The sequence below is a fragment of the Streptomyces sp. NPDC005263 genome, from assembly GCF_042872365.1.
In the GTDB taxonomy this organism is placed as follows: Bacteria; Actinomycetota; Actinomycetes; order Streptomycetales; family Streptomycetaceae; genus Streptomyces.
The window spans coordinates 581,921-605,571 of record NZ_JBIAKJ010000004.1; the positions used below are offsets into that span (position 1 = coordinate 581,921).

Genomic DNA, 23,651 nt, shown 5'->3' on the forward strand with positions numbered 1-23,651 from the left:
ATCGCGCACCGCCATCCGCCTCCGGCGTACCCGCCCCGGTTCTCCCGGCCCTGAGGGAACCGACGCCGAATCACGACCCACACTCGTCGAGGGCCCCCGTCACCGGAGCCCTCGGCGTCCCCTCGCGGCGAATCGCTGACCACAAGCGTGATCAAACGGACACGTGGCGTCAACACCCGTTCGGGGATTTATCACGTATGTACTGTTTGCCGTGGGCGCGCACAGAAGCACATCCCGGCGCACGGATGCAGCGCCGATCAAGGACAGCAGCGCATTCTGCGTCCGTGCACCGCCCATTCCACGACCTCACCCCGCCGGACGCCCCGCGGCCGCGGGCCCCCGCACATCCGCGGCCACGAACCACCGCGCGTCCCGCGGCAGACCGCTCACACCGCCTCGTACGCCAGCCCCTCGTACGCCGACGCGTCACTGCCGCAGGTCGTCGCCGCGGACCGGGACTGCGCGTACCGGTCGAGCTCGCACCAGATGCGCTTGCCCGCCCCCTCGGGGAGCCAGCCCCAGCGGTCGGCGAGCCCGTCCACGAGGGCGAGGCCCCGGCCACCGGTCTCGTCGCCGTCCGCACAGCGTGGCACCGGGGCGCGGTCGCTGCGGTCGGCCACCTCGAGGCGGACCGTGGCCCGCTCGGCCGCCGCGAGCGGCAGCGAGAGGCGCAGCACCGCCGGGCAGCCGGTGTGCACCACGGCGTTGGTGACCAGCTCGGACACGAGCAGGATCAGGGTCTCGGCGAGCGACTCGTCCGCCGCTATCCCCGACCCGGCCAGGCGGGAGCGGGCCCAGCTGCGGGCCCGCGCCACCTCCGCGGGGTCGGGCCGGATCTCCAGCTGCACTTGAAGCACCTGCACTGCTCACACCATCCGAACCGGCGGACACATCACCGCGCGCCTCACGAGGGCCACGATCGTAGCCATTTTTTGCATGACCAGAACAACGGCAGGAGTCAGGGTCACCGAACGTGACTCCCTTGTGAGACAGCATGGTTGACCTACAGTCACGCCAACAAGCGCTTCGGGCATATTCCAGTGGGAAGGAGTACCCGTGCGGCATACTGTGCGACGCTCGTCTCCAGGGCTCGAACAAACAGGGGTAACACCGGCATGGTTGGTGCTCGGGGCCACTCGCATTTCACACAAGGTACCGGAGTGCGCGGCCGTCTCCGGGACCCACGAGTCACGCGTAGGACACAACCCGATATCAACGCTCCGTGATCCCGGTGTGCCACGGTCCGTGACATCCGCTCCGGGCGTTCCGGCGTCGTCCCAGCCCAGCGACCCTTCGCGGCCGTCAGCCCAGGAGGTCGGCGGCGAGGGTTTCCTCACTCTCCGTGTCGGTTCCGCCACGTTGTGCCCGCACCCAGGCCCGCTTGAGATGCAGGTGCACCTCGCTCTCCCAGGTGAACCCCATGCCGCCGTGCACTTGCAGGCAGTCCCGCGTGCTACGCAGCGCCGCTTCGTCGGCCAGCAGCCGGGCGGCCGCGATGTCGACGGGGGCGGAGGTGACGGCGGCGGCGTACACGGCCGCGCGGGCCGTCTCCGCCCGTACCAGCATGGCGGCGCACAGATGCTTGATCGCCTGGAAGGCGCCGATCGGCCGGCCGAACTGCTCACGGGTCCGCGCGTGTTGCACGGCCAGCTCGCACACCCGTGTGGCCGTGCCGAGCTGCTCTGCGGCCGTGAGGAGGACCGCGACGGGGTCCGGCGACCACGTCGGCTCTCCGGCCCACCGGTGCAGCGGCGTCAACGGGTCCACCGACCTCAGGGGCACGGCCTCCTCCGTCCGCGGCAGCGGGGTCCCGCCCCCGCGCACGACGTCCGCCTCCGCCAGCCACTCCACCAGGCCGCCGTCGATGTCCGCCACGACCGTCTCGCCGGTCGCCGCCCCCGGTACGGTGCCCGCCGCGAGGTGGGTGGCGATCAGCGGCCCGGGCAGCAGGGCGCGACCCGCCTCCTCGAACGCGAGTACCGCCTCGGGAAGCCCGAGCCCCACCCCGCCGTCCGCCTCGGGCAGCCGTAGCGCGAAGAACCCGGCCTCCCCCAACTCCCGCCACAGCGCACGGTCGAGCCCCTGACGGTCCACGGCGGCGCGCAGAGCCTCGGCGTCGAAGCGCCGCGCCAGCAGTTCCCGTACGCCCGCCCGTAAGGCGCGCTGGTCCTCGGACAGTTGAAAACGCACGTCAGCGCCCCTTCGGCAGGCCCAGGAGCCGTTCGGCCACGATGTTGTGCTGGATCTGCGAGGTACCGGCCGCGATGGTGTACGAGAGCGAGGAGAGACGGTCGAGGACCCAGGGCCGGTCGAGGTCGAGTGCCGCGTCGCCCAGGACGTCGGCGGCGGCGTCGTACAGCTCCTGACGCGCGTGCGAGTACCTCAGTTTGAAGACCGAGCCCGCGGCGCCGGGTACCTGGCCGGACGCCTCCGCCTCGCTCACGTTCCACTGGGTCAGCCGCCACAGCGCGCGGAACTCGGCGTTCAGCCGCCCGAGGCGCCGCCGCAGCACCGGGTCGTCCCAGCGGCCGGTGCGCCGCGTCTCCCGGGCGAGTTCGCCGAGGACGCGCCGGCAGGCCACGACCTCACCGGCGAACGCCGTGCCGCGCTCGAAGGCCAGGGTCACCATGGTCACGCGCCAGCCGTCGTTCTCCTCGCCCACCCGGTTGGCGACCGGGACGCGGACCTCGTCGAGGAACACCTCGGCGAACTCGGCCGACCCGGCGAGGGTCCGCAGCGGCCGTACGGTGATGCCGGGCGCGTCCATCGGCATGGCGAGCCAGGTGATGCCCCGGTGTTTCGCGGCGGTCGGATCGGTCCGCACCAACAGTTCGCACCAGTCGGCCACTTCGGCGTGCGAGGTCCAGATCTTGGACCCGCTCACCACGTAGTCGTCGCCGTCCCGCCGGGCGCGGGTGCGCAGGGCCGCGAGGTCGGATCCGGCGTCCGGTTCGCTGAAGCCCTGGCACCACACCTCCTCGCCGCGCAGGATCGGCGGCAGCCAGCGCGCCCGCTGTCCGGCCGTCCCCTCGGCGGCGATGGTCGGCCCGGCGTGCAGCAGCCCGACGAAGTTCGCGCCCACGTAGGGCGCCCCCGCCTTCTCCGTCTCCTCCAGGAAGATCAGGTGCTGGGTGGGGCCGGCGCCCCGCCCGCCCGCGTCGGCGGGCCAGTGCAGCCCCGCGTACCCGGCGTCGTACAGCATCCGCTGCCAGCCGAGGTCATGGGCGCGGCGGGCCGGCCAGTCGTCCGGGGACGGCTTCGGCGCCAGCGTGGGCAGCGCTGTGGCCAGCCACTCCCGCAGGCGCGCCCGGAACTCCTGCTCCTCGGGTGTGTCGGTGAGGTCCACTAGCGGTCCAGGTCGAGGCCCAGCATGCGGATGGCGTTGCCCCGCATCAGCTTGTACACCGTCTCGTCGTCGAGGCCCTTCACATGGTCGAGGGCGACCTCCTTGGTGTGCGGGAAGGTCGAGTCGACGTGCGGGTAGTCGGTCTCGAAGGTCGCGTTGTCCCGGCCGACGACGTCCAGCGAGGCGACCCCGTGCTTGTCGCGGAAGAAGCAACAGAACATCTGCCGGTAGTAGTACGTCGACGGCGGCTCGGGGATCGTGCCGCGGACGCCGCCCCACGCGCGGTGCTCCTCCCAGACGTCGTCGGCGCGTTCCAGGGCGTACGGGATCCAGCCCATCTGCCCTTCGGAGTACGCGAGTTTGAGGCGCGGGAACCTCACCAGCACGCCGCTGAAGAGGAAGTCCATCATCGAGGCCATCGCGTTGTTGAAGCTGAGGGCGGCCTGCACGGCGGGCGGCGCGTCGGGCGAGGCGGCAGGCATCTGGGAGCTGCTGCCGATGTGCATGTTGACGACCGTGCCGGTCTCCTGGCAGACCGCGAAGAACGGGTCCCAGTAGCCGGAGTGGATGGACGGCAGCCCCAGGTGGGTGGGGATCTCGGAGAAGGTCACGGCCCGTACCCCGCGGGCCGCGTTGCGCCGGATCTCCTCGACCGCGAGGTCGATGTCCCACAGCGGTATCAGGCACAGCGGGATCAGCCGGCCGCCGCTGTCCCCGCACCACTCCTCGACCATCCAGTCGTTGTAGGCCCGCACGCAGGCCAGTGCGACCTCCTTGTCGTGCGCCTCGGCGAAGGTCTGGCCGCAGAAGCGGGGGAAGGAGGGGAAGCACAGGGACGCCTCGACGTGGTTGAGGTCCATGTCCGCGAGCCGCGCGACGGGATCCCAGCAGCCCCGCCGCATCTCCTGGCGGGTGATCCCCTCCAGGGTCATCTCGTCCCGGTCGAAGCCGACGGCGGCGATGTTGCGCTTGTACGGGAACTTCAGGTCCTCGTAGATCCACCAGTCGGTCGGCTGGCCGTCCGGGTCCATGGTGATCTGGTACTTGCCGCCGACGTAGGCGAGTTCACCGATGCCGGCGGTGAGGGCCTTGGGGCCGCGGTCCCGGTACTTCTTGGGCAGCCAGGTCTCGAAGAGGTGCGCGGGCTCGATGACATGGTCGTCGACGCTGATGATGCGGGGCAGTTCGGTCATGGGGTCCCCTCCGCCTGACACACGGTTGCCGACACGCAGCGATCTGACGGTTCGTCAGATTTGACTTGCCCAGCAGGCTAGTCGCGCACCCCTGGACCGACAAGGCGCCGAGCCCTACGCTCTGCGCAGCATCTGACTACCCGTCAGCTACACAGGGGGCCGCCGTGACCGACACCGCCCACGCGCTCAGCACCTCCCGCACCCTCTGGGACCTGCTCGCCCGCCGCGCCGACCTCACCCCCGACCGGCCCCTGCTCCTCCAGGACAGCCGCTCCCTGAGCTTCGGCGGGCTGCGCGATCGGGCCGAGCGGGTCGCGGCGGGGCTGTACGACATGGGCGTTCGGCCCGGCACGGTCGTGGCCTGGCAGCTGCCCACCCGGATCGAGACGGCCGTGCTGTCCTTCGCGCTGGCCCGCCTGGGCGCCGTACAGAGCCCGGTCATCCCGTTCTACCGGGACCGCGAGGTCGGGTTCGCGCTGCGCGAGTCGAAGGCGGAGTTCTTCGCGGTGCCGGGCGAGTGGCGCGGTTTCGACCACACGGCGATGGCGCGTCGGCTGGGCGCGAAGGGCGTCTTCGAGGCGTACGACGAGCTGCCCGAGGGCGACCCGGCCGTCCTCCCCGCCCCGCCCTCCGAGGGCACCTCGGTGCGCTGGATCTACTGGACCTCCGGGACCACCTCCGCCCCCAAGGGCGTCCTGCACACGGACCGTTCGCTGATCGCGGGCGGATCGTGCCTCGCCCACGCGCTGGGTCTGTCCGCGGCCGACGTGGGCTCGATGGCCTTCCCCTACGCGCACATCGCGGGCCCCGACTACACGGTGATGCTGCTGCTGTACGGCTTCCCCGCGGTGATGTTCGAGCAGTTCGCGCTGCCGGACGCGCTGGCGGGGTACCGCGGGCACGGGGTGACGGTGGCCGGCGGGTCGACGGCGTTCTACTCGATGTTCCTCGCCGAGCAGCGGAAGCAGCCCGGGGTGCCGGTCATTCCGTCGTTACGGCTGCTCGCGGGCGGCGGGGCGCCCAAGCCGCCGGAGGTCTACTACTCCGTCGTACGGGAGATGGGCGTGCAGCTGACCCACGGGTACGGCATGACCGAGGTGCCGATGATCACGATGGGGTCGCCCGACGACACCCCTGAGAACCTGGCCACGACGGAGGGGCGACCGCCCGAGGGCATGGAGATAAGGATCGTGGACGGGGAGGTACGGCTGCGGGGGGAGGCCGTCTGCCAGGGGTACCTGGATCCGGCGCAGACGGCGGAGGCGTTCGACGCGGACGGGTTCCTGCGCACCGGGGACCTCGGGCATGTCACCGACAGCGGGCACCTGGTGCTGACCGGGCGGCTGAAGGACGTGATCATCCGCAAGGGCGAGAACATCTCGGCGAAGGAGATCGAGGACCTGCTGCACGCGCACCCCGCCGTCGGGGACGTGGCCGTGGTCGGGCTGCCGGACGCGGAGCGCGGGGAGCGGGTGTGCGCGGTGGTGGAGCGGGTGCCGGGGGCCCAGGGGCCGACCCTGGAGGCGGTGACGGCGTACCTCCGCGCGGAAGGGCTGTCGACGCACAAGCTGCCGGAGCAGGTGGAGGTGGTGGACGCCCTGCCGCGCGGCGAGACGCTGCGGAAGGTGCTCAAGTACAAGCTGCGGGAGCGGTATGCGGGGGCGTAGGGCCTGATCCGAACGACAGGCCCTGGGGACGGGTCCGGTCAGGGTGCCTGGCGTTCCCGGAGAGGCCGGTGCGCGGGCGGGTTCATTCGGGGACGGTGAAGTAGCGGGCGAAGGCCGTCACGATCTCCGTCTCGGCGACCTTGCCGTCGGCGTCCGTGTCGAGGGCGGCGGCTGCCGTGCGGGCGGCCTCCTCGCTCGCGCCGAGCGCCTTCAGCACCCGCACGGTGTCCTCGACGGTGGCCCGGCCGTCCGCGTCGGCGTCCGCCACGGCGAGGGCCGCGTGCAGGAACGGGCGGGCGATCTCGGCGAACCGCTCCGGATTGTCGCGCAGGCGCTTGACCGCGCCGTTCACGAACTCCTCCCGGGTGATGCGCTGATCGCCGTCCCGGTCCGCGATGCCGGCCATGCCCTGCCAGAACGCCTCGGCGCCGATGTACAGGGACTGCCCCTTGTCGGAACGGGCGGCGGTGCCGAACTCCGCGAGCAGGGACTTGGCCGCCACGTTGAAGTCGGCACGGTCGATATAGCCGTTGCCGTCCTGGTCGAAGGTGGCGAAGCGGGCGGCGATCCTGCGCTCGTACTCGCTGCTGACCATGTCTGTTCGGACCGCCTCACATCACATCGGGTGCATCTGCCACGGAGCGTACGACGGGAAGGCCTCTCCGGGCGCGCGAAAGTGACGCTTGTGCCAAGACCGAGGGGATTTCGGGACAACGGTGTGGCACTCACCTCGCCCGGAACCGGACGCACGGGGTGCTGCTCGCGCCGACTCCGGTGCCGTACGCGTCGGACCGGGTACCGGTCCGTGTCGGTTCCCGCGCCGCTCACGCGGACAGCGGATCCGCGTCCTCCCGCACGGCCGACGCCACGTCCGGGTGGACGTCGAACAGTCGGCGGACGCCCAGGGCGCCCAGTACCCGGTTGACGTGGGAGCCGTCCTCGGCGCCCTGGGCCGGGAGGATCAGACGCAGTCGGCCCTGGCAGGAACTCATGAGGCGGCGGGAGGCGATGAGCACGCCGACGCCGCTGGAATCACAGAAGAACACATCGGAGAGGTCGAGTACGAGACTGTGGCGGCCCTCGGCCACCTCGTCGTGCACCCGCTGACGCAGGACCGGCGACGTCACCAGGTCCAGCTCGCCCGACACTTCGAGCACGGCCCACTCGCCCTGCCCGTTGCCGGTCACATTGAACGCCACCACCATTCCCTTCGTTCGCCGGAAAGCAAACGGAAGCCTTCCCTACGCTTCCTTGCAGCGCGGCTGCCCAGCGGCCGTTCCCTGAAACACGGGCCCAGAAACAGATGGCAAGGGAAGGGGGCTTGTTTTAGTCACATTCGATCCTGTTCGATCGTGTCTGGCGGACACGTGGACGGGTAGGCGAACGCCCACTACCACCCTTGGCTCCGCAGGGGGCGCACATTGCGACAAAGGGGCGTGCGCCGCCAGAGGTGCCGACTACATTCGAGGAGCAGGTGGGCGCAGGTTTCGACAAGCACACGGGCCGGGACAAGGGCAGGCTGAGAGGGCCGCATGGCGAAGAAGGACGCACCGCCCCGCTGGGACCGCAGGATGCAGCAACGGCTCGCGCGCGGCGAGGCGGCGGCCCTCGGCGAGCTCTACGACCGTTTCGCTTCACTCGTGCACGGTCTCGCCCATCGTGTGCTCGGAAACGAGCGCGCCGCGGACGGCATCACCCGTGAGGTCTTCGCCCATGTCTGGGAACACCCCGACACCTACGACCCCAGGCAGGGCCCCCTGCGGACCTGGGTGGCCACCCTGACCCACCGCCTCGCCGTGCAGCGGCTGCGCGCCACCGAGACCGCCGCGCTCGCCGCGGAGGGCCACGGCAGCACCGAGGAACTGGAGAGCAAGGTCCGCCACGCCTCGGTCGCCGCCCGCGCCGACTACATCGTCCAGTCCATGCCGGCGCCGTTGCGGGCCGCCCTGGAGCTGGCCTATTTCCAGCGCCGCGACTACCGCCAGACCGCCGTCGACCTCGGCGTCACCGAGGACGAGGCCCGTCGCCGCCTCCGCCTGGGCCTGCAACTGCTGTCCACCGCCCATGACGCCGGCGCACCCGGGGCGCCACCCGGATACGGGGGTGCCGCGTGAACGACGCCGGCCGCTTCAAGGCGTACGACGACGGGGAAGACGGCGAGGACCAGGACGACCGGGATGACGGGATGGGCGGGGACAAGGGGGACGACAAACGGCCCGGGGGCGGCTCGGGCGACGGCCGCCGCCCGCACGGCGACGGTGAGCCCGCTCCGCCCCGCATCCCCCTGCCCCGCGCCTCCGTCGAGGACACCGGGCGCCCCCTGCCCACGCTGGAGGAGCTGGGTGACCTGCTGCCCCCGCCCGCCCCGCTGGTCCTGGAGCACCACGTCCTGAAGTCGATGCTCGGGGCGTGGGCGCTGGCCGCCTGCTCGCCGGCCGAGACGGCGGCCGTCGAGGAACACCTGGGCGACTGCGGCAACTGCGCGGACGAGGCACTGCGACTGCGTGAGGCGGTCGGCCTGCTGCACCGCCCGGAGAGCCTCGACCTGGACCCCGGTCTGCGTACCCGCGTCCTGGAGAGCTGCCTCGACCGGCGCCCGCCGCGCATCCCGGTGCCCCGGTGGGCGACGCCGTACGACGCGGAGACCGCCCGGCTCGACGCCCTGCTCCAGGACATCGGCGACGCCGAGTGGCACGCGCCGGTGCGGCTGCGCTGGTTCGAGGGCGAGGGCGCGACCAGCCGTCGTACGACGGTCGCCGGGGTCATCGCGCACCTGCTCACGGTCGACGGCCTGGTCGCGGTCGCGCTCGGCCTGGACGACCCGCTGGGTGAGGTGGACGCGCTGGCGCCGACACCGGCCGCGCGGACCGAGGCGTACTGGCGGGCCTCGCACTTCCCGCCGACCCGCGGGGTGCGCGTCCCGTGGCGGGAGCAGAGCCACGACCTGGTGCGCGGGGTGTCCTTCACCGGCGGTACCAGGCAACTGACCGTGCCCTACGGCGACTTCGAGCTGCCGTTGCGCGACGCGATGCTGGACCGCGCCTTCGAGTGCTGGGTACACGCGGAGGACATCGCCGAGGCGGTGGACTACCCGTACGACCCGCCCTCGCCGCGCCACCTCAACCGCATGATCGACCTCGCGGCCCGGATGCTGCCGACCGTCCTGGCGGCGCGCCGCCATGCGGGGCTGGCCTCCCCGGCTCAGGGCCGCCACCTCGTATCGGCCGGCGAGCCGGGCCGCAGCCTGCGCCTGGAGATCGAGGGCCATGGCGGAGGAGAGTGGCTGATCCCTCTCGACTCCCCGGCGGCGGTGGGCTCCGCCGCGCACGAGGTCGCCCACGTGGCGCTCGACGACGTGGAGTTCTGCCACCTGGCGGCCGGCCACGTGTCTCCTGCGGAAGCTGCGGCGGGGCAGGTCGGGGACCGGGAGGCGATCAGGGACGTCCTGTTCGCGGCGGCGTCGTTGAGCCGGATGTAGGGGCGGCCGAGGTTTCGTCGGCGGCTGCGGGTGCGTTGTGGCTGGTCGCGCAGTTCCCCGCGCCCCTCAAGGGTGGGATAGCGAGCCGACCTCCAAGGGGCGCGGGGAACTGCGCGAACAACCACGAAGCACCCGCAGCCACCCCCGAACACAACCCCCGGCCCCCATGAACGCGGGACCACCGCCCCAACCTCCAGGGGCGCGGGGAACTGCGCGACCAGCCACGAAGCACCCGCAGCCGCCCCCGAACAGAACCCCCGCCCCCCTAGGCGAACACCACCGTCCGCCGCCCGTTCAGCAGAATCCGCCGCTCCGCATGCCACTTCACGGCCCGCGCCAGCGCCTGGCACTCCACGTCCCGCCCGATCGCGACCAGCTGATTCGGCGTGACATCGTGCCCGACCCGCTCGATCTCCTGCTCGATGATCGGCCCCTCGTCGAGGTCCGCGGTGACGTAGTGCGCGGTCGCCCCGATCAGCTTCACGCCCCGCGCATGCGCCTGGTGGTACGGCTTCGCGCCCTTGAAGCTCGGCAGGAAGGAGTGGTGGATGTTGATGATCCGCCCACTGAGCTGCTTGCACAGGTCGTCCGAGATGACCTGCATGTAGCGGGCGAGCACGACCAGCTCGACGTCCAGCTCGCGCACCAGCTCCAGCAGCCGTTCCTCGGCCTCCGGCTTGGTGTCCTTCGTCACCGGGATGTGGTGGAAGGGAATGTCGTACGAGCCCACCAGCTCGGTGAAGTCCGTGTGGTTGGACACCACGGCCGCGATCTCCACCGGGAGCGCGCCTATCCGTGACCGGAACAGCAGGTCGTTCAGGCAGTGGCCGAACTTGCTGACCATCAGGACGATGCGCATCTTCTCGTCGGCCCGGTGGATCTGCCAGTCCATGTGGAACGCGTCACCGATCGCCGCGAAGCTCGCCCGCAGCTTGTCCACGGTCACCGGCTCGTCCGCCGAGAAGTGGACGCGCATGAAGAACAGTCCCGTGTCGTGGTCGCCGAACTGCTGACTGTCCTCGATGTTGCAGCCGGTCATGAACAGGTAGCTCGACACGGCGTGCACGATGCCCTGCTTGTCGGGGCAGGAGAGGGTGAGGACGTACTGGTCGGCGGCGGCGGCGCGGGCGGACTGCTCATTCATGCCGGACAGGGTCCCATACCCGGGGCCGGGGGCGCCCTGCCGTCTCGCCACGCAGACCGGGCCCCCGCTACGCAGACCGGACTCGCTACGCGGACCGCGTCAGTATCCGCAGCACCTCCAGCGTGCGCGGGGGCGCGTCCGGGTCCTCCCCGTCGGCCACCGCCAGCCGTACGTGCGCGTCACGCGCCGCCCGTACCGCGTCCGGCCACCCCTGGTGGTCGACGTACGCGGAGACGGGGGCGTCCGGCCCCACCTGGTGCATGATCCGCAGCACCCGCAGGACGGCGGTGTCGACGAGCGCCGCCTCCTGGGAGTCCCGGAAGATCGTGCCGACGTACTTCTCGGCGGACCAGTTGTCCAGCCAGGTGTCCTCGACGAGGCGGTACACGGCGTCGGTGACGTCTCCGTACCCCTCCACGCCCGCCAGCCAGACATCTCTCTGGAACACCGGGTCGGAGAGCATGTGGAGCGCGGAGCGCACATTGCTGCGCCAGCGCCACCACGGCATGTCGTTCTGTGGCATGTCACCCATGGTGGATGAGCGACGGCCGCGACGGGAAGAGTTCTCCGAACCTTGCACGGTCATCGATCGTACGTTCCCTTCACCGGGCGCCCCACCGGCCCCCCGCTGTTCACCCTCACGCCACCCGCCCATCACCGAGGATCACACTCTGGTTAGCGGTGTGGGGGAAGCGTGTCCGTACATGACCGGCAGGCGACCCTTCCGCAGCACTCTCCTCCCCACGTGCACCCGGCCCGTCAGAGCAACCGCCCTCTCGGCGGCGGCTCTGGTGGCGTGCGTGTCGCTCACCGCCGGCTGCGGGGTCGTCCCCGGGGTCACGGGGGGCTCCGGGGACGATCCGATCAAGGTCATGACGTGGGCCCCGGAGAACACCAACGCCACCAACAAGCCGGGCATGCCCGCCTTCGCGAAGGCCTACGCCCGCTGGGTCAACGCCCACGGCGGCCTCAACGGCCACAAGATCACCGTCCTGACCTGCAACGACCGTAACGACAGCGTGGCCGCGGCCCGGTGCGCCCAGCGCGCCGTCAGCGAGGGCGTCGTCGCGGTCGTCGGCTCCTACAGCCAGTACGCCGACTCCTTCCTGCCACCGCTGGAGGGCGCCGGCATCCCCTACATAGGCGGCTACGGCGTCACCTCCGAGGAGTTCACCAGCCCGCTGTCCTACCCCGTCAACGGCGGCCAGCCCACCCTCCTGGCCGGACTCGGCAAGGCCCTGTCCGACTGCGGGCCCGTCGCGCTGGTCCGCCCCGACACCGTCGCGGGCGACGAACTCTCCAGCCTGCTCGACTCCGGTCTGACCGCCGGCGGACACGCGGCCACCAAGGACCTGCGGGCGCCCGAGGACGCGACCGAGTACGCCGAGAACTCCGACCGGGCGCTCCGGCAGACCACCACCGACCCGACCAGGAAGGGCTGCGTGGTGCCCGCGCTCGGCGACCGCACCGGCACCTTCATGGACTCCTTCCGGCGCGACCGCGGGACATACCCCCCGGTCCGCACCGCCATGGTGCTCGGCAGTGTCGACCAGACGGAGATCAACGCCTCCGGCGGGCAGGCCGGGCCCTACGAGGGGTCGTACATCACCGGCTGGTACCCGGTGGAGACCGACCCGCGCTGGGACCCGATGAAGAAGGTCATCAGCGAGCAGGCCTTCGGCGACGACCGCATCGACGCCGCGGACACCGGGGTGCAGACCACCTGGATCGCGTACACCGCGTTCAAGCACGTCGTCGAGTCACTGACCGGCGAGGTGACCTCCAACACCGTACGCAAAGCCCTGGACGACGGGATCAAGGTCAGCACCGGCGGGCTGACCCCGTCGCTCCAGTGGAAGTTCCAGGGCCCGCTCGCGGCCGTCGGCTTCCCGCGCCTGGCCAACACCGACGTGTCCCTTCAGGTCGTCAGGCAGGGCCGGCTGGTGCTGGCCAAGAAGGGCTTCACCGACGTCACGGACACCCTGCGGAACGCCGACCTGAACTGAGGGACTGAACTGAGGGACTGAGCGAGCGGCTGAGGGACTGCGGGACTGCGGGACCCGGCCGTACCGGGTCCCGCCTCCCGGTCACAGCTGGGTCGGCTGGCGCTCGGTCAGGCCGTACGACCTCGCGATCGCGTTCCACAACTTCGCCGCCCTGACCTTCTCGGTGCTGGCGGTGCCGCTCGCCCGGTTGGCGGCCTGGGTCTGGCCGGTGACCCGGGCCTGGCCCTTCTTGCAGCCCTTCTTGCCGGCCGTCTGGTCCGCCCACGCCGCGTAGTGGTTGTCGGCCGACGCGGACGCCTGCCACGCCTTGGTGAGGGCATCGGTCAGCTCGGCGTGGTCGGGCAGCTTGTCGACCTCGAGCTTCGACAGCTGGGTCACCAGACCGGTGCGCTGCTGGGCCGCGCCCCGCAGGTCCTTGGCCGCCTGGGCCAGGCTGTCGCAGGACTTCACGTCCTCCACGGCGTTGATCACCGTCGTACGGCTGCCGCCGCTGTCCGCGAGCAGCTTGTCCAGGGCGACGGCCTGCTGTTCGGCCGGATCGGCGGACGGCGAGGCGGAACCGGACGCGGGTTTCGTCGCGGACACGGTCTGGTTCTTGTCGTCCGCCTTCTTGCCGTCGTCCCCGCCACCGGCGAGCAGCGCGCCCGCCCCGATGCCGAGGACGGCGATGCCGATACCGACGGCGGCGATCACCGGCACCCGTGATCCGCGCCGGCCGCCCCGGCCACCGTGACCGTCGTCCCCGTCGTCGTACGCGCCGCCGCGTCCACCGCCGCCGGGCGGGGCGTACGACGGCTGCGCGGACTGTCCGTACGGCGGCTGGGCGCCGTAGCCGCTCTCGGGCTGCTGGAGGCGGGGCATCTGCTGGGTCGCGCCGGCCGGCTCGTCGGCCGGGCCGCCGCGGAAGAGGTTGTCGAACTCGGCGGGCGGCTGCCGGTCCGCGCCCTGCGGTCCGCCGTACGGAGCGGCCTGCGGCTGCTGTCCGGGAACGGGAGCGATGAACTGGGTGGCCTCGGCGTCGGGTCCGGCGGCGGGCGGCAGCGGTCCGGCGCCCTGCCGGGAGTCGCCCTGGGGTGCGCGGCCGAGGAACTGGGTCGCCTCGGCGGACGATCCCGACCCCGCCTCGGGCGGCAGCGCCCCGGGCCCGACCGACGGCAGGTACTGGGTCGCGCCCTCACTCGCGGCCGCCGGGGGCTGCCCGGGATACCCAGTCGAGCCGTCCCCGGTCCCGGGTGCGACCGGCGGGATGTACTGGGTGGCGCCCTCGTCGGCCGGCGGCAGGGGAGCGGCGCCGGGGGCGGCGCGGCGCGCGGGCGGCTGGGCGGAGCCGGGAGCGTCCGGCGCCGCGGGCGGCAGGGGCGCGGCGGCGGGTGAGCCGTAGGCGTCCGCGGAGGGCGGCGGCGGGGTGTTCTGGCCGACGGGCGGCAGGTAGTAGGAGGTGGGCGGGTCCTGGGCGGCTCCCGCGGGCTGCGCGGAGGCGGCCGCCCCGGGGGAACCGTAGGCCTCGCCGTAGCCCGAGGACTGCTGCCCCCCGCCCTCCGGGGGCAGGGCCTGGGACGCGGCCTGGCCGGGCGCCTGGGGCGTTCCCCAGTCGGCGGGCGGTGCCGGGTGGCCGGAGTCGGAGGTGCTCCAGGGCTGGGCGGGCGGAGCCGACCAGCCCTGTTGCTGCTGCGTGGCCGGGGCCTGCGCCCCGGCCTGGTCCGGACCCCACGGCGTGCCCCAGGCCTGACCACCGGCCGGTGCCGATCCGGGACCGGGAACCTGCCCCGGCGTCTGCCCCGGTATCTGACCGTGGCCCTGCTCGTGCGGCTGTCCGTAGCTCTGCCCGTACGTCTGGCCGTACGTCTCGCCGTATGCCTGCCCGTACGTCTGGCCGTACGTCTCGCCGTATGCCTGCCCGTACGTCTCGCCGTATGCCTGGTCGTTCGGCTGCCCGTACGCCGATCCGGGCCGCTGCCCGTACGTCGATCCCGAGTCCTGCCCGTACGCCGATCCCGAGTCCTGCCCGTACGCCTGTCCAGGCGCCTGCCCGCGCTCCGGTCCGGACGCCGAGCCCGGTGCCTGGTCGTACGGCTCACCGGACGTCCGGCCGTACGCCGTGCCGGATGCCGGAGCGGCCGGGTCCGGCGGGCCGCCGCCGTATCCGCCTGTCATGCCCGGCAGCAGGGGTTCCCCGCCGTCGGAGGGCAGCACGATGCCTTCACGCGCTTCGCGCGCTTCGGGCTCCTCGCCCTGTCCACTCTGCGTCACCGGGACTCCTACGAATGGGGGACTTGCGGAATCGTCGGCTCACGCTACCGGGTCCTCAGAGCACGGTGCTACGCAGCTCAGACCGTGACCTGGGTCCCTGTGACCGCCGTAACAGATCCACGCACACGTCCTGATGTCCGTGCTGCCGGAAACCTTCCCCCATTCGCCGTATTCAGCCCCCTTTCCCCACCCGCACCTTCTTTTCCGTCCGTTCACACCCTCGTACGGCGGTGTCTCACGCGGCCACCTGCAGATCCAGGCGCGCCCCGAACTCCCTCACCACCGGCTCGTCCCGGAACGGCTCCAGGCGCTGCTGGAAGTCGTCCAGATACTCGGCGCCCCGGTTGGAGCGGAGGGTCTCCAGCAGCTCCACCGCCTTCAGGCCGGTGTTGCACGCCTGCTCCACCTCCCGCTGCTGCACCTGAGCGGTGGCCAGCAGCACATAGCCGATCGCCCGGCGGCGGGCCCGCGACTCGGGGTGCCCGTCCAGGGACTCCCGCGCACACCGCTCCGCCGCCTCGGCCTGTCCCAGGTCCCGGTGGCAGTGCGCCAACTCGTCGGCCAGATAGGCCTCGTCGAAGTGCGCGATCCACACCGGGTCGTCCCCGGTGGAGGGGTCCGCCTGCTCCAGCGCGTTCACCGCGCGCCCGGACGCCGACTGGGCCGACCGCGCGTCACCCAGTAACGCGTGCCCGCGCGCCTCGGCCGCGTGGAACATCGCCTCCGCCCGCGGGGTCACCCGTCCACGCGCCCCCTCCTGCGCCGCCCGCGCCAACTGCGCGATCTCCCGCGGGTTTCCGAGCTGCGCGGCGAGGTGACTCATCGACGCGGCGAGGATGTACCCGCCGTAGCCGCGGTCACCGGCCGCCTGCGCCAGCCGCAGCGCCTGGATGTAGTACCGCTGCGCGAGGCCCGGTTGGCCGGTGTCGACGGCCATGTAGCCGGCGAGTTCGGTGAGTCGGGCCACCGCGGCGAACAGGTCCCGGCCGACCGCCTCCCGGTACGAGCCCGCCAGCAGCCCGGACACCACGCTGTTGAGGTAGTGCACCACGACGGGACGCACGTGCCCGCTGCCGTACTGGTGGTCCAGGTCGACCAGCGCCTGGGTCATCGCCCGCACCGCCCCGACGTCGGACTGCCCCACCCGGGGCCCGGCGGCGCGTGAGACCTGCGAGTCGGGCGCCGAGATCAGCCAGTCGCGGCTGGGCTCGACGAGCGCCGACGCGGCGACGGAGGAGCCGGACAGAAAGTCCCGGCGGCCCACGTCACTGCGCCACAGCTCACACACCTGCTCGATCGCTCCCAGCACCGTCGGCGAGAACTGCAGGCCGACGCCCGAGGCGAGGTTCTTGCCGTTGGCCATGCCGATCTCGTCGATCGTGACCGTACGGCCGAGTTTGCGGCCGAGCGCCTCCGCGATGATCGCCGGAGCCCGTCCGCGTGGCTGCTGTCCGCGCAGCCAGCGCGCCACGGACGTCTTGTCGTAGCGCAGGTCGAGTCCGTGCTCCGCGCCGCACATGTTGACCCGGCGGGCGAGCCCGGCGTTCGAACAGCCCGCTTCCTGGATGAGCGCCTGCAACCGTTCGTTCGGCTGCCGCGCGACGAGAGGCCTTGCGGCCATGGCGTACCCCCTGTGGCTGCGGTGCCTGCCCACGCACCGAGTTGACGTGTCTTCCACGGCCGGACTCCTGAACTCGCTGCTCGTCAGGTCTCGTCAGGTCTCGTCAGGAACGAAAAGATCCGGCCGTGAAGATCAATGCCCCACAAACACGGCGAAAATGCGAGGCATGCGAGGATTGCCGGGGTAAATGCAGTTGCCGCCCCCGTACCTGGTTACCCACGTCACTCCTGGGTTCCTCCTGCGCGCCCCCGCACATGCCCCCATGCGCCCCGGACGCGGAATCGATGCTCCTCCCCCGCGCACGCCCCCGGCACGGGCCCGGCCGTAACTACAGGTGGACGCGGGAGTTGAGTGGAACGTGGAAGAGACGATCGTGAGTACCGAAGCCGCTCAGATTCCGAAGCAGCGCGGGGAATCGCTGCTGGAGACAGCCGTCCGTTACGCCGAGGAACGCCACTGGGACGTCGTCCCCGGGACCTGGCTGGAAGCCGTCGAGGGGGAGCAGCGCTGCTCGTGCGAGGACATCGCGTGCGCCGCCCCCGGGGCGCATCCGGCGCGCGCGGACTGGGCGTCGCAGGCCACGGGCAGTGCGACCGTCGCGCGCCGGATGTGGCAGAAGCAGCCGACGGCGTCGATCCTGCTGCCGACGGGGCGGACGTTCGACGCCATCTCGGTGCCGGAGACCGCGGGGTTCCTGGCGCTGGCCCGGATGGAGCGGATGGAGCTGACGCTGGGACCGGTGACACTGACGCCCGACCGGCGGATGCAGTTCTTCGTGCTGCCGGGGGCGACGGCGAAGGTACCGGAGCTGGTCCGCAAACTGGGCTGGTCCCCGCCCTCACTCGACCTCGTCGCCCTGGGCGAAGGCTCCTACGTCGCCGGCCCGCCCACCCGGTTCGGCTCCTCGGGGGCCGTCCAGTGGGCCTGCCGCCCGACGGCCGCGAACCGCTGGCTGCCGGACGCGGAGGAGTTGATCTCGCCACTGGCGTATGCGTGTGGGAGGGATCGGTAGGGCGGGGCGGTAGGACGGGACCGGCGGGGAGTGGCCGGGTGGCGGGGCCACCGGGGAGCCCCGCCGAGAAGGCGCCAGCCGACCAGCGTGCGACAAAGGACAGCCGACGCGACACCAAGACCCTCGCCGCAATGGCCGGGATCACCCGCACCGGCTGCTACCCGAAGAAGAACCGTGACGGCTCCTCCCGCACCGCCCCTACCAACACCTCGCCGAGCAGTTCAGTCGCCGCCTGCAAGCCCTGGAAGCGCCGACGAAATCATCGAGTGACTCCGCCACCGAGGCAGCCAGCACCAGGAACGATCGGTTCCAGCAGCTGACGTCCCACGGACACGGCAGCTGAGGAACATCCGTATCTTCAGCGGTTTCTGGCGCGGCCAGAGGGACACCCCGCGCTGTTCTGCCAGCGGTGAACCCAGCCCGACCGGGTCCAACGATCACTACCGTCCAGTCTCATGACGACGATTACCACGCGCACGGTCGAGTATCTGGCCGACGGTCTGACGATGATCGGGCACCTCGCGCTCCCGGCCGGTATCGACCGCCGGCCCGCAGTGCTGCTTGGCCCAGAGGGCATGGGGCTCAGCGACGTCGAGCGCCGCCGGGCCGATGCCCTCGCCGAACTGGGGTACGTGGCGCTTGCCTTCGACATCCACGGCGGGCGCTATTTGGGCAACCCCGAGGAGATGCTGGCCCGGTGCCTGCCGCTGCTCGACGACCCCGACCGGATGCGGGGCATCGGCCACGCGGCGCTCGATGTGCTGCGCGCCGAACCGCGGAGCGACTCCGACCGGATCGCCGCCGTCGGCTACGGCACCGGTGGCGCGATCGCGCTGGAACTCGGGCGCGACGGCGTCAACCTGCGCGCGATCGGGACCGTCAACGCGCTGACCACCGGCCGACCGGGCGAGGCGGCGCGCATCCGCTGCCCGGTGTGGGCAGGGGTCGGGTCGGAAGACCCGATCATGCCGCCCGCGCAACGGGACGCATTCACGGCCGAGATGCAGGTCGCGGGCGTCGACTGGCGCCTCGTGGTCTACGGCGGCGCCTTGCACGCCTTCCACCACCCGCCGGTCGACCATCCCATGGTCCCTGGCGTCGGCTACCACCCACGGCATGCGCAGCGAGCCTGGCACGACGTCGTCGACCTGCTCGCCGAGTGCCTGCCCGTGACGGAGTGATCTGGTCAGTCGCTGCCGCGGACGGCGGCGAGGGCCAGGGCGAAGTCGGCGTGGCCGGGGCGCGGTGCCGCGGCCGGAGCAGCAGGCGCCGGGCTACTCGAAGCGCAGGTCGGCGATGGAGTTCAGGTCGATGCCGTACAGGCTGTAGACCTTCACCGTGTTGATCGATGTGAGGTGGTCGTGGTCGATGCCCAGCGTGGTGGCGGCCGTCCACACCTGCGTTTCGTCGTCGGCCTCGATCTCCAGGTACGGCGGGATGCGCGGCCATTCGTCGACCTCGAGGCGGACGGCGCCGAGGGTGTACGAGGTGCGCCGGTTCTCCTGGTAGCTGCGCGGTGTCAGGCCGGTGAGCTGTAGCAGGGCGACGGCTTCCTCGAAGCTGTCGATGGTTACCTCGGTCTCGTGGGTCCCGTCGACGGCGTCGGTGGTGATCTGCTTCACGCACAGGGTGACGTCGGTTCCGGTGTCGCGTAGCCGCACCCAGCGGCCAGGGACGGCCGGGATGGTGTCGTACACGTACCGGCGCACGAGACGGGTCCCGGTGGTGCAGGTGCCTCTGGTCTCTGTGATGAGCGCTGCGATTTTCGCGGGGTCGATGTCGAGGACTTTCGTCTCGAATTCGATGCCTGCCATGGATCTGTCTCCGATCGCTGAATGCTGCTGGTTCCTCAACGACCGTGCAGCGTAGGGCCGCTCCTCCCCGGCCTGCCCGATCGAGGAGCGACCTCGGCAGAGCGGGCACGGCAGAGCGGGCACGGCAGTGCCGGGACCGATGGGCCGGGACCGACCCGCCGGGATTCCGCAGGGCCGTCCCGCCGTCCGAGCATGGTCTCCCCGCGCTCCTGAGGCCCGCTCGCAAACCGTAGGGTTCAGGTATGACGTCGGGAGCAGTGGTGGGTTCAGCCGCCGTACGTGTGCAGGGGCTCTGGAAGCGGTTCGGGGAGCAGGTCGCCGTCGCGGGGATCGATCTGGCGTTGCCCGCGGGGAAGTTCATCGGGCTCGTCGGGCCGAACGGAGCCGGCAAGACCACCACCCTGTCGATGGTGACCGGGCTGCTCAGGCCCGACCAGGGGTCCGTGGAGGTCGTCGGGTACGACGTGTGGCGGGACCCGGTGGCGGTGAAGGCGCGGATCGGGGTGCTGCCCGAGGGGCTGCGGCTGTTCGAGCGGCTGTCGGGGCGGGAACTGCTCAGCTACAACGGGCGGTTGCGCGGCCTGCCCGCGGCCGAGGTCGACAAGCGGGCCACCCAGCTCCTCGACGTCCTTGATCTCGCCGGTGCCCAGCACAAGCTCGTCGTCGACTACTCGACCGGCATGCGCAAGAAGATCGGGCTCGCGACCGCCCTCCTCCACAATCCCGAGGTGCTCTTCCTCGACGAGCCGTTCGAGGGCGTCGACCCGGTGTCGGCCCAGACCATCCGAGGGGTGCTGGAGCGGTACACCGCGTCCGGCGCGACCGTCGTCTTCTCCTCCCATGTGATGGAGCTCGTCGAATCGCTGTGCGACTGGGTGGCCGTCATGGCCGCCGGTCGCATCCGTGCCCAGGGGACGCTCGCCGAGGTGCGGGGCGGCGCGCCCTCGTTGCAGCGGGCGTTCCTCGAACTCGTGGGTGCGGGCGCGCGGGACACCGGGTCCGATCTGGACTGGCTGGGCGGCGGGGCGGCCCGGTGAGCGTCGGCAGCACCCCCGTCACCTCCGTCACCCCTGTCACCCCCGTCACCGGCGTCACCGCTGTCGTCGTACGACTGAAACTGTCACTGCTGAAGAACGGCCTGAAGCAGTCCGCCGGGCGGCGGGCCGCGTACATCGGGTCGGCCGTCGCGGTGCTGCTGTACTCCGTGGTGCAGCTGATCGGCCTGGTCGCGCTGCGCGGGCACGCGCACGCCGGGTCGCTGGTGGTGCTGCTGGTGGCGGTGCTCGCCGGCGGCTGGGCGGTGATGCCGCTGTTCTTCCCCAGCGGCGACGAGACCCTCGACCCGACCCGGCTGGTGATGCTGCCGCTGCGGCCCGGCCCGCTGGTCCGGGCGCTGCTCGCGGCCTCACTGGTGGGGATCGGGCCGCTGTTCACGGTGAGCCTGCTCGCCGGTTCCGTCGTGTCGGTCGCGCACGGCGCGGTGGCATACGTCGTCGGCGTCGTCGGTGTGGTGCTCGCGCTGCTGGTGTGCGTGGCCCTCGCGCGGACCGTGGCCGTCGCCAACATCCGGCTGCTGACCAGCCGCAAGGGCCGCGATCTGGCGGTGCTGAGCGGACTGCTCATCGCGGTCGGGGCGCAGGTGGTGAACTTCGGCGCGCAACGGCTGGGCTCGGGCGGGCTGGCCCAGCTGGACGGTCCGGCCGATGTGCTGAAGTGGGTGCCGCCCGCCTCGGCGATCGGGGCGGCCGACTCCGCGAGCGAGGGATCGTACGGGGTCGCCGTCCTCCAGCTGGCGCTGAGCGCCGCGGCCCTGGTGGCGCTGCTCGTGGTGTGGTCCCGGCATCTGACCCGGCTGATGACCGCGCCGGACGGCTCCACCCTCCAGGCCGCCGACTCCAAGGCCCGCGGGCAGCACTCGGCCGGGCTGTCCCGGCTGCTGCCCGGCGGACGGACCGGCACCGTCATGGAGCGCAGCCTGCGCTATGTGTGGCGGGACCCGAAGACCAAGGCGGCCTGGGTGACCTCCCTCGCCATCGGTCTGATCGTGCCGGTGTTCAACGCGCTGCAGGGCACCGGCTCGATCTACTTCGCGTGCTTCGCCGCCGGGATGCTCGGCGTGCAGATGTACAACCAGTTCGGGCAGGACACGTCCGCGTTCTGGATGGTCGCGATGACGATCTCGTCGACCCGGGACGCGTACGTCGAGCTGCGTGCGCGGGCGTTCGCGCTGCTGGCGATCACCCTGCCGTACGCGACCCTCGTGACCGTCCTGACGACCGCGCTGCTCGGTGACTGGCCGAAGCTGCCCGAGGTGCTCGGGCTGTCGTTCGCGCTGCTCGGGGCGATGCTGGCGACCGGCGCGTGGACGTCGGCGCGGTTCCCGTACTCCATACCGCAGGAGGGCTACAAGAACGTGGCCCCCGGGCAGTCCGGGCTGGCCTTCATGGCCGTCCTGGGCGGCATGGTGTCGGCCGCCCTGCTGTGCGCCCCCGTCATCGCCGGGACGATCTGGCTGAACGTCAGCGAGGGCGGCGACGAGTGGAGTTGGCTGCTGCTGCCGCTGGGGGCGGTCTACGGGGCGGCCGTCACCGTGGGGGGCCTGCGACTGGCGGCGCCGCGGACGGCCCGGCAGCTGCCGGAGATCCTGGGGGCGGTCAGCAAGGGGTGAGCCGATCTCGCGGGGCCGGTCAGCCCTTGAGGTCGGTGAGGATGCCGTCCAGGAAGGGCTCGATGACGCCCCGTAAGGCCTCCGGCTGGTCGTAGTGCAGGAGGTGGCCGGTGTTCGCGACCTCCGCGTACTGGCCGCGGGGCAGTACCCGGACCATCTCCTGGGCCTCGGCGCGGCCCAGCTCGCCGTCCAGACCGCGGACCACCAGGGCGGGGCACTGCACCTGGGTGAGCTCCTCCCAGTGCGCGTCGTACACCCAGGTCTCACGGGACTTCAGCATCTGCTCCGGTTCGAAGACCGGGCGCCAGCCGTCGGGGGACTCCTGCATGGCCTCGGCGTAGAACTCGCCGCGGGACGGGGTCGGGCGTTCCACCCAGGGGTCGTCCTCGCCGAACCACCTGCGGACGTCGGCGAGGGTGGTGAACGGGACGGGCCAGGCCTTGAACCAGGCCTCCCACTCGCGCTGCGAGGCGGAACCGAGCGCGGAGGCCCGCATGTCACAGATGATCAGCCCGCGGACCAGGTCGGGACGTTTGGCGGCGAGCTGCCAGGCGGTCAGGGCGCCCATGGCGTGCCCGATCACGACGGCCGGGCCGAGGCCGAGCTGTTCGAGGGCGGCCTCGGCGTCCTCGACATAGGCCTCGCGGGTGAAGGCCGCCCGCGGGGGCTTGTCACTCTGGCCGTGGCCTCGTTGGTCGAGGGCGACGGGCCGGTGCCGTTCGGAGAGCCAGCGGGCGGTGGACGCCCAGTGCGAGGCCCGTCCCATCAGCCCGTGCAATAACAGCACCCCCGGGTTCCGGTCGCTCTCCCCCAGACCGTCCGTCGCCGGATCGGTCTTGGGAGGGTCGCCGAACTCCCAGGCCGCAAGGCGTACGCCCCCCGCCCCGGTCACGTTGATGCGTCGCGCCATAGGTCTGGCACCCCCCTAGCTCCGCTCGGACCGCTCGCTCCCGCTCGGGGCGGACGGTCCTGTGAACCGCGTCCTGCCTACCGTGTCTGTCGTGCCTGCCGACACCCCTGAAGCGCAGATTCCGTGTGATGTGTCACCCGAAGAGTATCGAATGTCCATTCGAAAGACGCCATCTCACCGGTAACACCCCTCGTTCGAGTGACCCCGCTCAAGGAATGATCGCCGCCACCGCGGGGAGATCTTCAGCGGGAGGCGGACCGCTCGGGGAAATCGGTCCGCAGGGGATGACCCTGAGAGCTCGGGGCTCCGGGTCAGCACAGGGGAGGACAGGCCCCGGCGCCGTACGGCGCCGGGGCCCTCTCCATGTTCACGGCACATCATCCCAGCCCCCTCCCCGGCCGGACGGTTGCACCACCGCCCCGCGCCAAGAGCCCCTCAGGTCATATGCCTCACGCGACAGCCTCGCACGCGAATCGTCCGAACGCTGCGATTCGGCACACTGAATCTCGGATTCGACGACATCTTCGAGGCGCCACAACCAC

Annotated in this window: 20 protein-coding genes; 8 read left to right on the forward strand and 12 right to left on the reverse strand. The window is 71.7% G+C overall.

The genetic code is table 11. The features are described from left to right. Window positions 1–386: 386 nt before the first annotated feature. The 4 genes from ACFYRY_RS21140 to ACFYRY_RS21155 form a co-directional block, all read right to left on the reverse strand. Entirely contained in the window at window positions 387–848 is a 462-nt protein-coding gene (locus ACFYRY_RS21140; protein WP_389148390.1) for an ATP-binding protein, read from the reverse strand. Between the two features lie 454 nt (window positions 849–1,302). After that, complete coding sequence (locus ACFYRY_RS21145; protein WP_389147566.1) at window positions 1,303–2,190, reverse strand: acyl-CoA dehydrogenase family protein; 888 nt, start codon at window positions 2,188–2,190, stop codon at window positions 1,303–1,305. Window position 2,191: 1 nt separating this feature from the next. Then, window positions 2,192–3,346 (reverse strand): acyl-CoA dehydrogenase, encoded by a 1,155-nt coding sequence (locus ACFYRY_RS21150; protein ID WP_389147569.1) that lies wholly within the window; start codon window positions 3,344–3,346, stop codon window positions 2,192–2,194. Then, complete coding sequence (locus tag ACFYRY_RS21155) at window positions 3,346–4,539, reverse strand: amidohydrolase family protein (protein ID WP_389147571.1); 1,194 nt, start codon at window positions 4,537–4,539, stop codon at window positions 3,346–3,348. Before ACFYRY_RS21155 ends, ACFYRY_RS21150 begins: the two co-directional genes overlap by 1 nt. A 164-nt stretch (window positions 4,540–4,703) precedes the next feature. Between ACFYRY_RS21155 and ACFYRY_RS21160 the strand changes: the two genes are divergently transcribed. Then, window positions 4,704–6,206: a class I adenylate-forming enzyme family protein gene (locus ACFYRY_RS21160; RefSeq protein WP_389147574.1), complete on the forward strand. Its 1,503-nt coding sequence runs from the start codon at window positions 4,704–4,706 to the stop codon at window positions 6,204–6,206. 82 nt (window positions 6,207–6,288) lie between these two features. Here the strand turns inward: ACFYRY_RS21160 and ACFYRY_RS21165 are convergent, their stop codons facing one another. Continuing rightward, complete coding sequence (locus ACFYRY_RS21165; RefSeq protein ID WP_389147577.1) at window positions 6,289–6,801, reverse strand: EF-hand domain-containing protein; 513 nt, start codon at window positions 6,799–6,801, stop codon at window positions 6,289–6,291. Window positions 6,802–7,030: 229 nt separating this feature from the next. Further along, window positions 7,031–7,411 (reverse strand): STAS domain-containing protein, encoded by a 381-nt coding sequence (locus ACFYRY_RS21170; protein WP_389147581.1) that lies wholly within the window; start codon window positions 7,409–7,411, stop codon window positions 7,031–7,033. Window positions 7,412–7,738: 327 nt separating this feature from the next. Between ACFYRY_RS21170 and ACFYRY_RS21175 the strand changes: the two genes are divergently transcribed. After that, the gene (locus ACFYRY_RS21175; RefSeq protein ID WP_389147584.1) at window positions 7,739–8,320 is read left to right on the forward strand and encodes a sigma-70 family RNA polymerase sigma factor; all 582 of its coding nucleotides are present in this window, start codon (window positions 7,739–7,741) and stop codon (window positions 8,318–8,320) included. Beyond that, a complete protein-coding gene (locus ACFYRY_RS21180) occupies window positions 8,317–9,684 on the forward strand; it encodes a zf-HC2 domain-containing protein (RefSeq protein ID WP_389147587.1) in 1,368 nt (455 codons plus the stop codon). The genes ACFYRY_RS21175 and ACFYRY_RS21180 overlap by 4 nt, the downstream gene beginning before the upstream one ends. Window positions 9,685–9,949: 265 nt before the next feature. On the opposite strand, the gene purU is transcribed toward ACFYRY_RS21180, so the two are convergent. Both purU and ACFYRY_RS21190 read right to left on the reverse strand, forming a co-directional pair. Continuing rightward, entirely contained in the window at window positions 9,950–10,828 is an 879-nt protein-coding gene (purU, locus tag ACFYRY_RS21185; RefSeq protein WP_389147590.1) for a formyltetrahydrofolate deformylase, read from the reverse strand. Between the two features lie 85 nt (window positions 10,829–10,913). Further along, window positions 10,914–11,414 (reverse strand): hypothetical protein, encoded by a 501-nt coding sequence (locus tag ACFYRY_RS21190; protein WP_356777144.1) that lies wholly within the window; start codon window positions 11,412–11,414, stop codon window positions 10,914–10,916. A 118-nt stretch (window positions 11,415–11,532) separates the two neighbouring features. On the opposite strand from ACFYRY_RS21190, the gene ACFYRY_RS21195 reads away from it, so the two are divergent. After that, on the forward strand, window positions 11,533–12,834 hold the full coding sequence (locus tag ACFYRY_RS21195; protein WP_389147593.1) for an ABC transporter substrate-binding protein: 1,302 nt from the start codon (window positions 11,533–11,535) through the stop codon (window positions 12,832–12,834). Between the two features lie 81 nt (window positions 12,835–12,915). On the opposite strand, the gene ACFYRY_RS21200 is transcribed toward ACFYRY_RS21195, so the two are convergent. Both ACFYRY_RS21200 and ACFYRY_RS21205 read right to left on the reverse strand, forming a co-directional pair. Next, window positions 12,916–15,084, reverse strand: a complete 2,169-nt coding sequence (locus ACFYRY_RS21200; RefSeq protein WP_389147596.1) for a hypothetical protein — start codon at window positions 15,082–15,084, stop codon at window positions 12,916–12,918. 235 nt (window positions 15,085–15,319) lie between these two features. Then, window positions 15,320–16,705 carry a transcriptional regulator gene (locus ACFYRY_RS21205; protein WP_389147598.1) on the reverse strand — a complete coding sequence of 462 codons (1,386 nt, stop codon included), beginning with the start codon at window positions 16,703–16,705 and terminating at the stop codon, window positions 15,320–15,322. A gap of 358 nt (window positions 16,706–17,063) precedes the next feature. Between ACFYRY_RS21205 and ACFYRY_RS21210 the strand changes: the two genes are divergently transcribed. Then, entirely contained in the window at window positions 17,064–17,717 is a 654-nt protein-coding gene (locus tag ACFYRY_RS21210) for a bifunctional DNA primase/polymerase (RefSeq protein ID WP_389147601.1), read from the forward strand. A 455-nt stretch (window positions 17,718–18,172) separates the two neighbouring features. After that, entirely contained in the window at window positions 18,173–18,898 is a 726-nt protein-coding gene (locus tag ACFYRY_RS21215) for a dienelactone hydrolase family protein (protein WP_389147603.1), read from the forward strand. Between the two features lie 93 nt (window positions 18,899–18,991). Here ACFYRY_RS21215 and ACFYRY_RS21220 read toward each other — a convergent pair whose 3' ends face one another. Next, window positions 18,992–19,531 carry a CYTH domain-containing protein gene (locus tag ACFYRY_RS21220; RefSeq protein WP_389147606.1) on the reverse strand — a complete coding sequence of 180 codons (540 nt, stop codon included), beginning with the start codon at window positions 19,529–19,531 and terminating at the stop codon, window positions 18,992–18,994. A 242-nt stretch (window positions 19,532–19,773) separates the two neighbouring features. On the opposite strand from ACFYRY_RS21220, the gene ACFYRY_RS21225 reads away from it, so the two are divergent. Together ACFYRY_RS21225 and ACFYRY_RS21230 are read left to right on the forward strand one after the other, a co-directional pair. Continuing rightward, window positions 19,774–20,568: an ABC transporter ATP-binding protein gene (locus ACFYRY_RS21225; RefSeq protein WP_389147609.1), complete on the forward strand. Its 795-nt coding sequence runs from the start codon at window positions 19,774–19,776 to the stop codon at window positions 20,566–20,568. Beyond that, window positions 20,565–22,199: a transporter gene (locus ACFYRY_RS21230; RefSeq protein WP_389147611.1), complete on the forward strand. Its 1,635-nt coding sequence runs from the start codon at window positions 20,565–20,567 to the stop codon at window positions 22,197–22,199. The genes ACFYRY_RS21225 and ACFYRY_RS21230 overlap by 4 nt, the downstream gene beginning before the upstream one ends. A 19-nt stretch (window positions 22,200–22,218) precedes the next feature. On the opposite strand, the gene ACFYRY_RS21235 is transcribed toward ACFYRY_RS21230, so the two are convergent. Further along, window positions 22,219–23,109, reverse strand: a complete 891-nt coding sequence (locus ACFYRY_RS21235) for an alpha/beta fold hydrolase (RefSeq protein WP_389147614.1) — start codon at window positions 23,107–23,109, stop codon at window positions 22,219–22,221. Between the last annotated feature and the right edge of the window lie 542 nt (window positions 23,110–23,651).

Bases quoted from the DNA above. Each gene is read 5' to 3' on its own strand.
- ACFYRY_RS21155 (WP_389147571.1), bottom strand. From the start codon at position 4,539: ATGACCGAACTGCCCCGCATCATCAGCGTCGACGACCATGTCATCGAG.
- ACFYRY_RS21165 (WP_389147577.1), bottom strand. From the start codon at position 6,801: ATGGTCAGCAGCGAGTACGAGCGCAGGATCGCCGCCCGCTTCGCCACC.
- ACFYRY_RS21170 (WP_389147581.1), bottom strand. From the start codon at position 7,411: ATGGTGGTGGCGTTCAATGTGACCGGCAACGGGCAGGGCGAGTGGGCC.
- ACFYRY_RS21175 (WP_389147584.1), top strand. From the start codon at position 7,739: ATGGCGAAGAAGGACGCACCGCCCCGCTGGGACCGCAGGATGCAGCAA.
- purU (WP_389147590.1), bottom strand. From the start codon at position 10,828: ATGAATGAGCAGTCCGCCCGCGCCGCCGCCGCCGACCAGTACGTCCTC.
- ACFYRY_RS21190 (WP_356777144.1), bottom strand. From the start codon at position 11,414: ATGACCGTGCAAGGTTCGGAGAACTCTTCCCGTCGCGGCCGTCGCTCA.
- ACFYRY_RS21195 (WP_389147593.1), top strand. From the start codon at position 11,533: ATGACCGGCAGGCGACCCTTCCGCAGCACTCTCCTCCCCACGTGCACC.
- ACFYRY_RS21205 (WP_389147598.1), bottom strand. From the start codon at position 16,705: ATGGCCGCAAGGCCTCTCGTCGCGCGGCAGCCGAACGAACGGTTGCAG.
- ACFYRY_RS21215 (WP_389147603.1), top strand. From the start codon at position 18,173: ATGACGACGATTACCACGCGCACGGTCGAGTATCTGGCCGACGGTCTG.
- ACFYRY_RS21220 (WP_389147606.1), bottom strand. From the start codon at position 19,531: ATGGCAGGCATCGAATTCGAGACGAAAGTCCTCGACATCGACCCCGCG.
- ACFYRY_RS21225 (WP_389147609.1), top strand. From the start codon at position 19,774: ATGACGTCGGGAGCAGTGGTGGGTTCAGCCGCCGTACGTGTGCAGGGG.
- ACFYRY_RS21235 (WP_389147614.1), bottom strand. From the start codon at position 23,109: ATGGCGCGACGCATCAACGTGACCGGGGCGGGGGGCGTACGCCTTGCG.